At 65.6% G+C, this 15,199-nt stretch carries 11 protein-coding genes; 7 read left to right on the top strand and 4 right to left on the bottom strand.

The annotated features are described in order from the left end of the window. Nucleotides 1-7 precede the first annotated feature (7 nt). Genes SCH01S_RS02940 through SCH01S_RS02930 form a run of 3 tightly spaced genes read left to right on the top strand, consistent with a single transcriptional unit; the run spans nt 8 to nt 1,486 of the window. Entirely contained in the window at nt 8-412 is a 405-nt protein-coding gene (locus tag SCH01S_RS02940; RefSeq protein WP_046347275.1) for a PTS sugar transporter subunit IIA, read from the top strand. Next, nucleotides 409-681, top strand: a complete 273-nt coding sequence (locus tag SCH01S_RS02935) for an HPr family phosphocarrier protein (protein WP_046347274.1) — start codon at nt 409-411, stop codon at nt 679-681. Before SCH01S_RS02940 ends, SCH01S_RS02935 begins: the two co-directional genes overlap by 4 nt. A 4-nt stretch (nt 682-685) precedes the next feature. Beyond that, nucleotides 686-1,486 carry a TrmH family RNA methyltransferase gene (locus SCH01S_RS02930; protein ID WP_046347273.1) on the top strand — a complete coding sequence of 267 codons (801 nt, stop codon included), beginning with the start codon at nt 686-688 and terminating at the stop codon, nt 1,484-1,486. Here SCH01S_RS02930 and SCH01S_RS02925 read toward each other — a convergent pair. Next, entirely contained in the window at nt 1,483-2,172 is a 690-nt protein-coding gene (locus tag SCH01S_RS02925) for a Crp/Fnr family transcriptional regulator (protein WP_046347272.1), read from the bottom strand. The genes SCH01S_RS02930 and SCH01S_RS02925 overlap by 4 nt on opposite strands. A gap of 173 nt (nt 2,173-2,345) precedes the next feature. Between SCH01S_RS02925 and SCH01S_RS02920 the strand changes: the two genes are divergently transcribed. From SCH01S_RS02920 to SCH01S_RS02905, 4 genes are read left to right on the top strand one after another with little or no spacing between them, the layout of a single operon-like run. Beyond that, complete coding sequence (locus tag SCH01S_RS02920) at nt 2,346-3,746, top strand: multiheme c-type cytochrome (RefSeq protein WP_046347271.1); 1,401 nt, start codon at nt 2,346-2,348, stop codon at nt 3,744-3,746. Continuing rightward, the gene (locus SCH01S_RS02915; protein WP_046347270.1) at nt 3,746-5,737 is read left to right on the top strand and encodes a heme-binding protein; all 1,992 of its coding nucleotides are present in this window, start codon (nt 3,746-3,748) and stop codon (nt 5,735-5,737) included. Before SCH01S_RS02920 ends, SCH01S_RS02915 begins: the two co-directional genes overlap by 1 nt. Further along, on the top strand, nt 5,734-7,656 hold the full coding sequence (locus SCH01S_RS02910; RefSeq protein WP_046347269.1) for a hypothetical protein: 1,923 nt from the start codon (nt 5,734-5,736) through the stop codon (nt 7,654-7,656). Before SCH01S_RS02915 ends, SCH01S_RS02910 begins: the two co-directional genes overlap by 4 nt. Next, nucleotides 7,656-11,669, top strand: a complete 4,014-nt coding sequence (locus SCH01S_RS02905) for an LVIVD (protein WP_046347268.1) — start codon at nt 7,656-7,658, stop codon at nt 11,667-11,669. Before SCH01S_RS02910 ends, SCH01S_RS02905 begins: the two co-directional genes overlap by 1 nt. Nucleotides 11,670-11,709: 40 nt before the next feature. On the opposite strand, the gene SCH01S_RS02900 is transcribed toward SCH01S_RS02905, so the two are convergent. From SCH01S_RS02900 to SCH01S_RS02890, 3 genes are read right to left on the bottom strand one after another with little or no spacing between them, the layout of a single operon-like run. Further along, on the bottom strand, nt 11,710-12,075 hold the full coding sequence (locus tag SCH01S_RS02900; RefSeq protein WP_046347267.1) for a response regulator: 366 nt from the start codon (nt 12,073-12,075) through the stop codon (nt 11,710-11,712). Continuing rightward, entirely contained in the window at nt 12,072-14,459 is a 2,388-nt protein-coding gene (locus SCH01S_RS02895) for a PAS domain S-box protein (RefSeq protein WP_052733742.1), read from the bottom strand. The genes SCH01S_RS02900 and SCH01S_RS02895 overlap by 4 nt, the downstream gene beginning before the upstream one ends. Further along, complete coding sequence (locus tag SCH01S_RS02890; RefSeq protein WP_046347266.1) at nt 14,452-15,192, bottom strand: Crp/Fnr family transcriptional regulator; 741 nt, start codon at nt 15,190-15,192, stop codon at nt 14,452-14,454. The genes SCH01S_RS02895 and SCH01S_RS02890 overlap by 8 nt, the downstream gene beginning before the upstream one ends. Nucleotides 15,193-15,199: the final 7 nt, after the last annotated feature.

Raw genomic sequence — 15,199 nt, 5'->3', positions numbered from 1 at the left:
GACGGAAATGATCGGACTTGTGCTGGTGACCCACGGACGGCTCGCCGCAGAATTCGTGGTTGCGATGGAGCATGTCGTCGGCCCCCAAACCGCCGTCGAGTCGATCTGCATCGGCCCGGACGACGATATGGAAGTGCGCCGCGGCGATATCGCCAAGGCCATTCGCAAGGTGGATGCCGGCCGCGGCGTGATCGTGCTGACGGACCTGTTCGGCGGCACCCCTTCCAACCTCGCCATCTCGCTGATGCAGCCGGGCAAGGTCGAAGTGATCGCCGGCATCAATCTGCCGATGCTGATCCGCCTCGAAGGCGCGCGACGGTCGATGAACGTCAAGGATGCCGTCGCCGCCGCACGCGAGGCCGGCCGCAAATACATCTCGGTCGCATCGGAAGTGCTCGGCGAGGCGGCATGAGCGAGATCGTCCGGACCGTCTACATCGCCAACAAGCGGGGCCTTCACGCGCGGGCGAGCGCCAAGTTCGTGACGCTGGCGAGCGGCCTTCCGGCCAAGGTGGAGGTGCGCAAGGACGGCGCGAGCGTCACCGGCACTTCGATCATGGGATTGATGATGCTGGGCGCGGCGATGGGCGACGAGATCGAGATCAGCGCCAGCGGCGACGGCGCCGAAGAGGCGGTCGCGCAGCTCGCCGGACTGGTCGAGAACAAATTCGGCGAGGACTGAGCCGCTGCGTCAGATCACGGGATTTTCGAACGAGACAGTCAAGCGGGTGCGGAGCCTGCGCGACAAGAAGCATCGCAGGCGCGAAGGTCTGTTCCTCGCCGAAGGCCTGCGCATCCTGACCGAGGCGCGCGAGGCGGGTGCACTGCCGGAGATGCTGTTCTTTGCGCACGATGGCGTCGGCCACCCCCTGGCGCAGGGCCTGATCGCCGCGACCGAACATGCCGGCGGCGACGTGATCGAGACGACACCGGACATCCTGTCCAAGCTATCGGGCAAGGACAACCCGCAGACGCTGGTCGGCGTCTATCGCGACCGGCTGACGCCGCTGGAGCGGCTGAATCGGAGCGCGTCGGGCATCTGGATCGTCGCCCAGGCACTGCGCGATCCGGGCAATCTCGGCACGATCCTACGCACCAGCGATGCCGTCGGCGGCGGCGGGCTGATCCTGGTCGACGACTGCGTCGATCCCTTTTCCGTCGAAGCCGTGCGGGCGAGCATGGGCGCGCTTTTCACGCAGGCCATTGCCGCCACGCGCTGGGAGACATTCGTCGCCTGGCTGCGGCAAGGGCCGGGCCAGCTGGTCGGCACGAGCCTCAGGACCGATACCGATTACCAGGCGCCGCGTTACGAGGCGCCGACCTTCATTCTGGTCGGCAACGAAGCGCAGGGATTGCCGCAGGCCTATGAAGGCGAATGCGACCTGCTGGTGAAGATGCCGATGCTCGGCAAGGCGGACAGCCTGAACGCCGCGGTCGCCACGGCGGTGATGGCCTATGAGGTGCTGAACCAGCGGCGGGTGCGCTAGCCGAGCCCGCCCGCCTGCGCCACCGCGCGGTTCATCTCCTGGAGCTTGTGACGGAGCGCCGCGGCGAAGCTCAGCTCGACGGCGTGGCGGACGTCGTGATGAGCATCGAGGTACAGCCGGAGCGATTGGGCCGGCGCGCACCACATGCGGGCAGCTGTCTCGAGGGTAACGGTGGCACTGGCCGTGTCGCCCGACAACACCGTCACTTCGCCGATCAGGTCGCCCACGCCCAGGCGCCCGACCTGCTTGCCGCCGCTCGTCACGCAGGCATCGCCGCTCGCCAGATAGAAAAGATGGGTCACCGGCTCTCCCTGGCGAATCAGTGCTTCGCCAGCCCGACCGGTCAGCCAGAAGCCCTGATCGAGAAAGTGGCGCGCCCGGGTCCGTGGCAGGCCGCTCAGCAACGCGTCGAGCATCGGCTCTTCATCGGCGCTGAAGCGGACCGCGGCATTGCTGCGCGCGAACTGGAGCAAGAGCACCGCATTCACCAGCAAAAGCAGGACGTTCCAGAACAGCGCAGCCGGCTGGAAGGAGAAGAGGCCGCTGGCAAGGATGCCCATCGCCGCCGCCGCCGCGACGCCGATCCGCACCTGCGTGAGCCGCGCGGGCAGCATCGCGATCACAAGCAACAGATACTGAAGGTGTCCCGTCGCCCAGGCCAGACCCGATCCCGCGTCGCCTTGCATAGCTGCCTCCAGCGCTTTGTTCCCTTATGCGCCAATGCCGATTCGGCTGGCAATATGCGCCGAAACCATTTCGGACCCGCTTGCCACCGGCGCAGCTTGCTCGCATAAATGGCCGAAACAAAACCGGCGGGTCGCGACGCCATAAACCGGTTGATGGGGGGCCAGCGCGAAGCATGAGTGGGGTATTTGCGAGCCTGCGCACACGTGCAGCAGCCGGTCTGGCATTCTGCCTGTGCCTTGGACTGGCGCTCGCCGCCCTGGCCATTGCCTTCGGCACCTCACCGTCCACTGCACAGGCTGCTGCCGGGGATTCGGCGATGCATCTCGGCGTCGCCAGCTGCGCCGGATCGACCTGCCACGGCCGTCAGGAAGGCGACGGCAAGGTCGTTCGCCAGGACGAGATCAAGCTCTGGCAGGACGATTCTTCCGCGGGCGGCACGCACTCGCGCTCGCTGCGGCTGATCTCCGGCCCGCGCGGACAGGCGATCGCGGCGCGTCTCGGGATCGGCGACCCAACCAGCGCACCGATGTGCCTCGGCTGCCATGTCGACCCGGCGACCAGCCGCGGGCCGCGCTTCCAGAAAAGCGACGGCGTCGGCTGCGAAGCCTGCCATGGCGGCGCGCAGAATTGGATCCAGACCCACTATACCGTCGGCGCCAGCCATGCCCGCAACCTCGCCCAGGGCATGATTCCGCTCGACAACCCGAAAGTGCGCGCCGGCGTCTGCCTCGACTGCCATTTCGGCAGCGCGGACGCGGGACAGTTCGTCAATCACCGGATCATGGCGGCCGGCCACCCGCGGATCGCGTTCGAGCTCGACCTGTTCTCCACCTTGCAGCAGCACCACAACGAGGACGCCGACTATATCCGCCGCAAGGGCCGGACCGACGACGTGCGACTGTGGGCGACCGGCCAGGCTATGGCGGTCGAACGTTCGCTGACGCTCTATTCGAACCCGGGCCGCGGCACCGAAGGCGTGTTCCCCGAATTCTATTTCTTCGACTGCCACACCTGCCATCGCCGCATCTCGGACGAGCCCTCGGCGCGGCCGACCAACATCGCCAATCCGGGGCGCCCGATCCCGGACGGAATGCCGGCCTATAACGACGAGAACATGATCATGCTTTCGGCTGCGGCGCGCGTGGTCGCGCCCGAACTCGGCCGCCGCTTCGATGCCGATGCCCGCGCTTTCCACGCGGCACTGGCCAAGGACCGGCCGAGCGCGGTTGCCGCGGCGGCCCGGCTGCGCGAGACGGCGGGCGCGCTCGCCGACGCCTTTGCGCGGCAGTCGTTCGGCAAGGCGGAAACGTTCGCGATCATCGACTCGATCGCCGGCGACGCGATCAGCCCGCGCTTCACCGACTATGAAGGCAGCGTGCAGTCGGTGATGGCCGTCGACACGCTGCTGAACGCGCTGGTCAACGCCCGCGCGGTGGACGGCGGCGCGGCGCGCTCGGTCCGGGCCGAAATCAATCGCGCCTACGCCGCGGTGAAGGACCCCAATGATTACCGTCCGCTCGAATTCCGCCGCGCACTTGGCGGGGCGGCGCGGACCATCCGGACGTTGCGTTGATGCAGAGAAGCGTTCTGAGCTGCGGCCTGGCCGCGCATCGATCGACGGCAGCCCTGGCCGCCGTCGCCCTGCTGCTTGCGTCATGCGGAGGCGGGAGCAATTCGCCCTCGCCCGCCGCGACGCCGCCGCCGAGCCCGACGCCGACCTCCGTCTATACGCCGCCGGCGCAGGAGTCGCTGTCCATTGCCGATGTGCAGCAGATCATCGCCCAGGCCGTCGCCGAGGCGAAGGCGCGCAATCGCCCGGCGGTGATCTCGGTGGTCGACCGGGTCGGCAATGTGCTCGCCATCTTCCGGATGAACGGCGCGCCGCAGAACCTCAAGATCGCCGATGCGCCGAATGGCCAGGATGTCGATCTGCAGGGCCTGGTTGTGCCGGCCGAGGGCGGCGCGATCGCGAAGGCGATCACCGGAGCCTATCTGTCGTCCGGCGCCAACGCTTTTTCGACACGGACGGCGAGCCAGATCGTCCAGCAGCATTTCCCGCCGGCGCCCAACGCAGTGGGACTCGAAAGCGGCCCGCTGTTCGGCGTGCAGTTCAGCTCGCTTCCCTGTTCCGACCTCAACACCCGCTTCATCGCGACGGGAGGGCCAGCCGCGCTGATCGGGCCGAAGCGTTCGCCGCTGGGCCTCTCCGCCGACGCGGGCGGCTTCCCCCTCTACAAGAATGGCGTGCTGGTCGGCGGCGTCGGCGTGATGGCGGACGGCGTCTATGACTTCGATCCCGACATCACCGATGTCGAGACCAACGACGAGGAATATATCGCCCTCGCGGCCACGTTCGGGTTCGAAGCGCCCGAGGCGATCCGCGCCGACCACATCACCGTCGACGGCACGTCTCTGCGCTACACCGACGCGGTCCCGTCGGGGCTCTTGAGCACGCCTGCATCGGCCCCCGGCTATCCGACGATCGCCGGCATTGCCGGATCGCTGGCGCCGGTGCGCGATTATGCGACGCTGCAGATCGTCGCCGGCACTGCCTATGGCACCGAGGCATCCGGGATTCGCAAGGCAACCCCGGCCGAGTTCGACAATCCCGATGCGTTCATCCTGACCGACGGATCGGGCAATGATCGCTACCCGATCCGCGGCGGCACCGACGGCGGCGCGGTCGGCCAGCCGCTGACGTCCACAGAGGTTCGCGCGGTGCTCGAGGAAGCGTTCAAGATCATGAGCCGCGCGCGCGGCCAGATCCGGCAGCCGCTCGACAGCCGCGCCCAGGTCACGATTTCGCTGGTCGACACCTACGGCAATGTCCTGGGCATCGTCCGCGGACCCGACGCGCCGATCTTCGGCACCGACGTGTCGCTGCAAAAGGCGCGGACGGCCGCCTTCTTCTCCAATCCGGTCGCGGCCGCGCAGCTGATGGCGGCGACGCAGCCCGAAGTGCCCCAGTTCGTGCAGCGGGTGCGCGACTTCCTTGGCGATCCGACCGCCTTGACCGGCGCCTTCGCCTTTTCGGATCGCGCCGGCGGCAATCTGTCACGGCCGTTCTTCCCGGACGGCGAAGTCGGACGGCCGAACGGGCCCTTCTCGCGGCCGATCGCGCAGTTCAATCCCTTCTCGACCGGCCTGCAGTCCTCGCTGATCCTGCCCAACGTCCAGGAACACCTCGCCTATCTGACGCTGCAGAGCAACGTCGACACGCCGCAGCGCTGCACCAAGCTTCCGGACGTCACGCCCAACCACAATCGGCTGGCGAACGGCATCCAGATCTTCCCGGGATCGGTGCCGATCTATCGCGGCACGCAGCTGGTCGGCGGCATCGGCGTTTCCGGCGACGGCATCGACCAGGACGACATGATCAGTTTCCTGGGTCTCGCGAACGGCGGCAAGCGGGTCGGCACGATCGGCCATGCCGCGCCCGAGATGCGGGCGGATCGGATCGTGGTTCCGCTGGCGGACGGACGGCAGGTGCGGCTGCGCTACGTGAATTGCCCGTTCGCGCCCTTTGTCGACACCCCCGCCCAGAATGTGTGCCAGGGGATATGACGGGCGTCTCGCTCCTTCCGATCGCGCTGATGCTGGCTGCCCAGGCGCAGCCGCCGGAGGCGAGCGCGCCGCCGCCGCCCGAGGCGATGCCCGAAGCAACCGCCGAGCCGGCGCCGCCGCCGGAAACGCTGGAACAGCCGGACACCGGCCTGATCGAGGGTCGCCGCCGCCCCGGCGTGGCCCAGCGCGTGCTGCCGGACAAGGTGACGGCGGACAATCCGGGGGCCGTTCGCGCGCCGCCCCCCGAAGCGTTTCCCGCGAACCAATTCCCGGTGCCCGACCGCTGGCGCCTGATCCAGACGCTCGGGCTCGTGAAGCAGGACACGCTCGATCCGTATCACCAGAATACGTACAAAGGGGATCGCCCGCTCTGCCTGCCGACCGCAGAGGAGCAGGAACGGCGCGAGCACGCAGGGCTGCCCAAGTGCCGCACGCCCAAGTTCCTCGGCCTCGCTGACGAGGACTGGTTCTTCAGCATCAACGCCGCGTCCGACACCATCGTCGAGCCGCGCAGCTTCCCCATCCCCGTCGGCAACCAGACGACCGAGCGACCGGACAGCGACAATGTGTTCGGCCGGCCGTACAGTCTGGTCCTGTCGCAGACCTTCATCGGCGGCTTTTCGCTGATCAAAGGCTACACCGCCTTCAAGCCGCCCGAGATCGAATATCGGGTGAGCCTGGCTTACAACCTCAATTACGTAACCGTTCCAGAGCGGCGCGTGCTGTCGGTCAAGCCATCCAGACCGCCGCACCGGTTCGACCAGTTCCTGGGCGTGCAGGAACTCTTCATCGACAAGCATCTGCGCAACACGTCGGATCGCTACGATTTCGACTCGCTGCGCATCGGCATCCAGCCGTTCCAGTCGGATTTCCGCGGCTTTCTGTTCAATGACCAGCAGCTCGGCATCCGCCTGTTCGGCAATCGCGACAACAACCGCTTCCAGTACAATCTCGCCGCCTTCTGGCGCCTGGAGAAGGACACCAATTCCGGCCTGAACTCGGTGGTCCAGCGGCCTCGCAACGACTGGGTGTTCGTCGCCAACGCCTATCTGCAGGACCTGCCGGTGCCCAGCTTCACCAGCCAGGCGACGATCATCTACAACATGAACCGGGAGCAGAACCGGATCGAAGTGGACGACAATGGCTTCCCGGTCCGCCCGGCCCTGCTGGGAGACCTGCGCGGCCGTGCCTATGACGTCGTCTATGTCGGCTATAACGGCGACGGCCATTTCGGGCGCGTCAACCTGACGGTCTCCGCCTATGGCGCGTTCGGGCAGGACCGGAACAGCTTCTTCACGTCCAAGCCCGCCAAGATCCGCTCCTATTTCATCGCAGCCGAACCGAGCATGGATTTCGACTGGATCAGGGTGCGCCTGTCCGGCCTTTATGCCAGCGGCGACGGCAACCCGCGGAACAACACCGAAGGCGGGTTCGACGCGATTTTCGAGAATCCGATCTTCGCCGGCGCGGATACCAGCTACTGGATTCGCCAGAGCATCCCGTTCGCCGGCGGCGGCCGCGCGGTGGTGGTGAACGGCCGCAACGGCCTGCTCGCCGACCTGCGCTCCTCCAAGGAGCAGGGCCAGTCGAACTTCAACAATCCGGGCACGATCCTGGTCGGCGCCGGGGCGGATTTCGACATCAGCCCGACGACCCGCTTCACGCTGAACGCCAATCACCTGTGGTTCGCGAACACCGCGGTCCTGCAGGCGCTGCGCGTCGAGGGCAGCATCCCGAAGTCCATCGGCTATGACCTGTCGGCGGCGGCGACCTGGCGGCCCAAGGCCAACCAGAACCTGGTGTTCCGTCTGTCCGGCGCGCTGTTGCAGCCCGGAGACGGCTTCAAGGACCTGTTCGCGAGCCAGCCCCGCGATCACCGCTTCTATTCCGTCCTCCTCAACGCGATCCTGACCTACTGATGCGCGCGATCTACGCCTTTCTTGCAAGCCTGGGCCTGCTGGCTGCAGCGCTTATCGGACCGCAGCTGAGCGCCTCTTCCGAGGAAAAGCCGGTCGCCCGCACCTATCCGGTGTTCGCGCCAGCCCCGCGCGACCGCACGCCTGCGGACATGGCGCGCTTGAATGCGGGATGCACCAACTGCCACACGGCGTCCGACCAGCCGACGATGCATGCGACGCCTGCGGTCGCGCTGGCCTGCGTCGATTGCCATGGCGGCACGCCGATCGCGGACGCGGTCGATCCGAAATGGGCACCGACCGATCCGCGCTACGTCGCGTTGCGCGACAAGGCGCACGTGCTGCCGCGTTATCCGGAAAGCTGGCACTGGCCGTCCTCGGCCAACCCGAAGCAGAGCTACACGCTGCTCAATCGCGAGAGCCCGGAGTTCATCCGTTTCGTCAATCCGTCCGACTATCGCGTCGCGCGCGAGGCGTGCGGCGCCTGCCACATGGAAACGATCGAAGCGGGCGAGCGGTCGATCATGGCGACGGGCTCGATGTTCCTTGGCGGCGCATCGTACAATAACGGCGTCCTGCCCTTCAAAAACTATATCCTGGGGGAAGCCTATACCCGCACCGGCGAGCCCGCGATGGTCAAATCGCCGGGCAATCCGCCGGGGACCGTGACCGACGCGCAGAAGGCGCGCGGCGCGTTGCCGGTGCTCTATCCGCTGCCGACCTGGACGGTGATCCCGCCGGCCGACATCTTCCGGGTGTTCGAGCGCGGTGGCCGCGTGATCGGCTCGGGCTTTGCAGAGATCGGCCTGCCGAACCCCTCCGGATCGGTTCAGCGGCTGGACGAGCCGGGGCGGCCAGACCTCAAGCAATCGAACCGCGGGCCCGGCACCGGCCTGCGCGTCGCGATCCCGGCGCTCAACCTCCACAAGACGCGTCTCAACGACCCGTTCATGTGGTTCATGGGGACCAACGACCAGCCCGGCGATTATCGCCAGTCGGGCTGCGCGGGCTGCCACGTCGTCTATGCGAACGACCGCGAGCCGCGGCACAGCCTGACCTATGCCCAATATGGCCGCGACGGGCAGACCGCGACTGTCGATCCGACGATCGCCGGCAAGCTCGAGCCGACCCATGCCGGCATCAAGGCTTATGGCGCGACCGAAAGCGGGAATGAAAAGGGACACCCGATCCATCACACGTTCACGCGTGCGATCCCGACCGCGCAGTGCATGAACTGCCACATGCACCAGCCGAACATCTTCCTGAACTCGTACCTCGGCTACACGATGTGGGATTACGAGTCCGACGCGCCGTTCATGTGGCCTGGCCCTGAGAACAAGGCGCCGAAGCCCGCCGATATGTCGGACGCCGACTATCAGCGCATCTTCAAGAACCAGCATTATCCGACTGCAGCCGAGGTGCGTGCGACCAATGAGCGCAACCCCGAAGCCGCCGCGGCGCGCGGGCTCTGGGGCAATCTCGAATTCCTGCGCAATGTCTACGACCTCAATCCGCTGCTCAAGGACACGCAGTTCGCCGACTATCACGGCCATGGTTGGAATTTCCGTGCGGTCCTGAAGCGCGACCGCGAAGGCAACCTGCTCGACAAGGACGGCAACAAGGTCTCGCCCGACGATCCCGAAAAGTGGCGCAAGGCTGGCGAAGGCAAATTCGTCGAGCCCGGCACCAATCCCGGCAAGACCGTCCACATGATGGATATCCATGCCGAAAAGGGCATGCAGTGCGCGGACTGCCATTTCTCGCAGGATTCGCACGGCAACGGCCTGATCTACGGCGAAGTCGCGAACGCGATCGAGATCGGCTGCAAGGACTGCCACGGCACCGTCGATAATTATCCGACGCTGCTGACCTCCGGCCCCGCCGCGCCGCCTGCCGGCAACAATCTCGCCCTGCTCCGCAACGGCGACGGCCAGCGTCGGTTCGAGTGGACGACCGACGAGCATGGCGAGCGGGTGCTGATCCAGCGTTCGGTGATCGATCCGAAGCTCGAATGGCGGGTCAGCCTGGTCAAGGACTCGGTCGACCGCTCCTCGACCCATTTCAATGCCAAGGCGGCGCGCGCCAAGCTGATGTCGATCCGCGGCGCCGATACCGGGAAGTTCGTGTTCGGCACCGGCGTGCCCAAGGCCGAACGCGCGCATGGCGAGGACAAGATGGCGTGCTTCACCTGCCATCTGTCCTGGACGACGTCGTGCGGCGGCTGCCATCTGCCGATCGAGGCGAACTGGAAAACCAGCTCCCACAAATATGAGGGCGAAGAGACGCGAAACTTTGCGACCTACAACCCGCAGGTCGCGCGGGATCAGATGTTCCAGCTGGGCATCCACATGACCACCAAGGGGCATGAGATCACGCCGGTCCGATCCTCCTCCGCGCTGATCCTGTCGTCAACGAACCTCAACCGCGAGCGGATCTACGTCCAGCAGCCACCGATCTCCGCGATTGGCTTCTCGTCCCAGGCCTTCGCGCCGCATTTCCCGCACACGGTGCGGAAGACCGAGACCAAGACCTGCTCGGACTGCCACCTGTCCGCGAACGACGACAACAATGCGACGATGACGCAGCTGATGCTGCTCGGCACCAATTTCGTGAACTTCGTCGGCATGAACGCCTGGACCGGTCTCGACGGCGGGTTCGAGGCGGTGCGCGTGACGGAATGGGACGAGCCGCAGGCGGTGATCGGCTCCTACCTCCACCGCTATGCCTACCCCGATTATTACAAGCTGCACGTCGAGCGGAACGGGCGCGAGCTGAAGGACTGGATCCGCGGCGAGCGACTGGGCCCGGGCGTATCAGGCGAAACGCATCCGCCGGAGCTGTTCCGCAACGTGGTCAAGTCGACGGTCGACAAGGTCGGCTGCCTGCAGCTGCGCGGCGAATATATGTATGTCGCCGAGGGCAAAGGCGGCTTCCGCGTCTATGACGTGGCCTCAATCGGCAATAAGGGCATTTCCGAACCGATCATCAACGCGCCCTTCTCGGGCCTCGGCCATGACACGCATGTGAGCACGGAGGACGCGACCTGTGTCGCGCTCCCGACCAACCAGCCGATCAATCCGCTGAAGAACACGCCTGAAATGCGCAAGGCGAACCAGGAGCAGGCGTTCCATCCGATCTACAGCTATGCGGCGGTGACTGACGCGAAGGAGGGTCTGATCCTCGTCAACGTGACGACGATGGCCGATGGCGAGTTCCGCAACAACTTCCTGAAGCGGGCGGTCACCTGGAACCCGAACGGGGTGCTGAACGGCGCGCGCCACATAACGCTGGCCGGCCACATCGCCTATGTGACGACCGCGCGTGGGCTCGCCGTGGTCGATCTCGACAACCCGCTGCATCCCAGGCTCGCCGCCGAAGTGCCGCTGCAGGACGCGCGCGCCTCGGTCATCCAGTTCCGCTATCTGTGGGTCAGCGACAAGGCCGGCGTGAAGCTGTTCGATGTGACGAACATGCTGGCGCCGGTGCCGGTGCCGCAGGGCACGATCCCGCTCGCCGACGCGCGCAAGATGTATATCGCGCGCACCTACCTCTACATCGCCGGCAAGGCGGACGGGCTGGTGATCGCGAACGTCACGCGTCCGATGGCGCCGGTGATCTACAAGAAGGAGACGTTCGGCGGCCAGCTGAACGATGCCGAGGACGTGATCGTCGGTACTACCAACGCATCGCTGTTCGCCTATGTCGCGGACGGGCGGAACGGGCTGAAAGTCATCCAGCTGACCAGCCCGGCGAGCCAACCCAATTTCTACGGCTTCAGCCCGGCGCCGATGCCGGAGCTGATCGCCTGGGCGAAGACTCCCTCCCCCGCCGTTGCGCTGTCGAAGGGCCTCGACCGCGACCGCGCGGTCGATGAGGAAGGCGGCCAGATCGCCGTGTTCGGCCGCCTTGGCTCCCGGCCTTTCACGCGCAAGGAGATGGAGACGCTGTTCCTCGGCCCGCGCGGCATTCCCTACAAGGTGATCGACACGCCCGACATGCGGGACTGGATCGAATAGGGCGAGGAGTAACGGTTCGGCAGCTAAGGACGCGTTGCTATCAGGCGAGCGCCTCGACGGCCGCAAGCAGGTCCACGGTCCGCATCGGCTTTTCGACACGCGGATTGGCTCGGAATTTCTCTGGAACGACGTCCGCGTCATAGCCGGTGACGAACAGGAACGGGATCCGTCGTCCCTCCAGTGTCTCGGCGAGGGCGAAAGATGGGCCGCCGCCCAGATTGATGTCCAGCAGCGCGCAATCGATCCGGGCGGGATCGGCGGCGCCCATTGCGTCGCGCTGGCTGGCAAACGGCCCGATCACCTGCGCGCCTGCCTGCTCGAGCGCATCCTGGGTGTCCTGCGCCAGATAATAATCATCCTCGACGACCAGAATGCGCTTTCCACGCAAGCTGGCACTCCTGGTCATCTCGCCGCCTCCTTCACGTCAGCGTCCGTCTGCAGAATGCTCCTACTCTCCGCCAATGGGAAGCGAATTACGGCCCGAACGCCTTGCGGACGCATTTCAATCTCTCCTTCCCCCTGGAGCTCATAAGGCACGCGGCGAGTAATGAGTTCCGTCCCGAATCCCGGCCGGACCGGGAAGCTGCCCAGGTCCAATCCGTGTTCGCTCCAGACGAGACAAAGCCAACGCGCGTCGTCTCGCTCCTCGTCTTTCCAGTGAACGTCCACCCGTCCTTTCGGCGTGGCGAAGGCACCATATTTGGTGGCGTTGGTCGCGAGCTCGTGAATGGAAAGCGTCAACACCTCGGCGGCTTTCGGCGAAAGCGCGATTTCGGGACCGCGGCACCGATATTGATCGGCCCTGGCCGCCTGCGCCTCCAGTTCGTCCAGGACAAGTTCCTCGAGATCGACGCCCTGCCCTGGGTTTCGAGTCAGCACGGCCTGCGTGCGCGCCATTGCGCTCAACCGTCCTTCCAGGTGCGAGGCGTAGTCGTTCACGTCGTTCGCGGTTTCGAGCGTGCGGCGCGCCACCGATCGCGTCATCGCCAGGATATTGCGTACTCGATGCTGCAACTCCGCGAGCAGCAGCTGCTGCCGCTTTTGAAGGGTGCGAAGTTCGTCGACATCGGTCGAGGTGCCCAGCCATTCGATAATCTCGCCCTCTGCATTCCGCACCGGAGTCGCTCGGGTCTGGAACCAGGAATAGCGGTCGGTCGCGGCCTGATGAATGCGATAATCGGCCTCGAAGCCGTCGTGCTCCACCGCTTTTGCCCACGAATCCAGGGCCGATTGGCGGTCGGCGGGATGGACCTTGTCGAGCCACCCAAGGCCGCGGCTCCCTTCCTCCGACTGGCCAGTGAACTCGGACCATTGGCGGCTCGCCCAGGTCCATTTTGCAGGTGCGCCCGCCCGCCAGACGAGCTGCGGGATCCCGACGACCAGAGAATGCAATCGCTCCTCGCTCTCGGCCAGCGCTTGCTCGAAATACCGGCGCTCGGTGACGTCCTGGCCGATCTTGAGATAGCCGCGCAGAGTGCCTGAGTCGGCGCGAAGCGCGATCGTGCGCCCCTCGATGAACACGCGCCCGCCATCCTTGCGCACGTGCCAACGAACGTTCGGCGCACTGCCTTGCGTTCGCGCCACCGCAAGTTCCTTCTCAACCTCGCCGGCTGCGATGTCTTCGGGCGTGAATAACATCGCGGCGTTTCGTCCGATCGCTTCTGCTGCGGCGTAGCCGAACACGGACTCCGCACCATCGTGCCAGTCGGTGATCCCGCCGGCGGGATCGGTCGTGAAGATCGCATAATCGCGGGCGTTTTCGACGATCAGCCGGTAACGTTCCTCGCTGTCGCGCATCGCGGCATCGGACCGGGATCGTTCGAGCCAGGTCCAGGTGCGATCGGCAACCGCGCCGATCAACTTCAATTCATTCTCGGTCCAATCGCGAGGCTCGGCCTGGTGGACGGCCAGCACGGCGACCAGCCGGCCGGACCGCACCAGCGGCACGCCAACGGCAGCGCGCGTGCCGATCGCGCGATATCTGTCGCGCTGCAGCTCGAACTCGGGTTCCGATTCCGCATCGCGAACCACCATCGTGCGCCCTGACCGATAGGTCTCAAGCAATCGCGGGCCGAACTCCGAAAGCCGCAGTCCGCGGGGCAATGGCACTGCGCCCGTCTCGAACCCCACAACGGGCGATATTCCGTCTCCACTGGGATCCAGGTCGACATAGAATGCGCGCGTGGCGTGGAGGTGCGCGCCGAGCAGGCGCGTTGCGACGGTCTCGATCCGGATTGGATCGGAGAGCGGTCTCAAGGCATCGGTCAGCTTGAGCAGAAAAGCTTGCCGTTCCTCACTTTCGCGCAGTCGTTCCCGGGCAAGCACGGCATCGGTGGCTTGTGCGATCGTTCCGAAAAAGCCTGCAACATCGCCCGCTTCGTCACGCAAAGGCGTCCAGTCGATGTTGAACCATCCCGATGTCTCGGGGTACTTTCCATCCAGTCGAAGTTTTCGTTCCACGAAATGGTGTGGCGTTCCCCGAAGCGTTTCGGCGAGCAGCGGCTCCAGCTCTTCCCAGATGTCGGCAAAAAGGAGCGCAGAGGGCTGGCCGAGCGCATCCGCGTTTCGATCCCCCAGGACCGGACGATACGGGTCATTATAGAGCGCGATCAGCTCGGGGCCCCAGCCGATATAAGCAGGCTTCGCGGAATCCAGCAGCAGGTTGACCGACGTCCTGAGACTCTGCGGCCACTCTTCGATCGGGCCCAGCGGCGTCGTCGCCCAGTCGAACGTCCTGATTCGCTCGGCCATTTCGCCCTCGCCAGGCGGCCAGGCGCGCTCGTCAGTCATTGGCGTCGAGATAGCGTCCTTCGCGGTCGAGATGCAGGTAGTTCGGATTGAACATCGATACGTCCATCAGCCGGTCGAGGTCCGGGATCGTCAGTTCCTTGCGCTCGAGCATGATGAGACCGTCGCGTCGAAGCTGCTGCAACGTTCGGTTGACGTGAACCGCCGTCAGCCCAGTCGCTTCGGCTATGTCGTTTTGCGTCAACGGAAACTCGCAGCTGTTGCGACGCGTAAGCCCCACCGTCTGAAGGCGCAGGAACAGCTCGACGAACAGATGCGCAATCCGCTCGATCGCGGTGCGCTGGCCGACATTCAAGGTCCATTCGCGCTGGACGGCCGACGAAACCAGTTCGTGCCACCACAGTGCCTGCGTGACCCGCGGATAGTTGCTGGTCAGCGCGTCCATCGCGTCGCGCCCGATCTCGGTAAAGCGAACGCGTGTGAGCGCGCCGATATTGTGATCCATCTCCTTCAGGATATAGACGTTCAGATCGCAGAAATCGCCGGGCAGGAAGATCGACACGATCTGACGGCGCGCGTCCGGCAGCGTTTTGTAGCGACAGGCCCATCCTTCGAGAATCAGGCGCACCGCGCGCGGTGGTTCGCCTTCTCGAATGATGTCGCGGCGAGGTGCGACTTCCCGAACAGCGCGCGCCGCCAGGCGGTCGAGCGCCGCCTTGTCTTCACGGGAGAGCCGAGTAAATGCTTCGATCCGGAGCGACAGAGGATTGTCCATTCTGTTA

The organism is Sphingomonas changbaiensis NBRC 104936 (assembly GCF_000974765.1).
Lineage (GTDB): Bacteria > Pseudomonadota > Alphaproteobacteria > Sphingomonadales > Sphingomonadaceae > Sphingomonas_B > Sphingomonas_B changbaiensis.
Note: the sequence above shows the minus strand (reverse complement) of the source record. Positions and strands in the feature narration are given on the sequence as shown.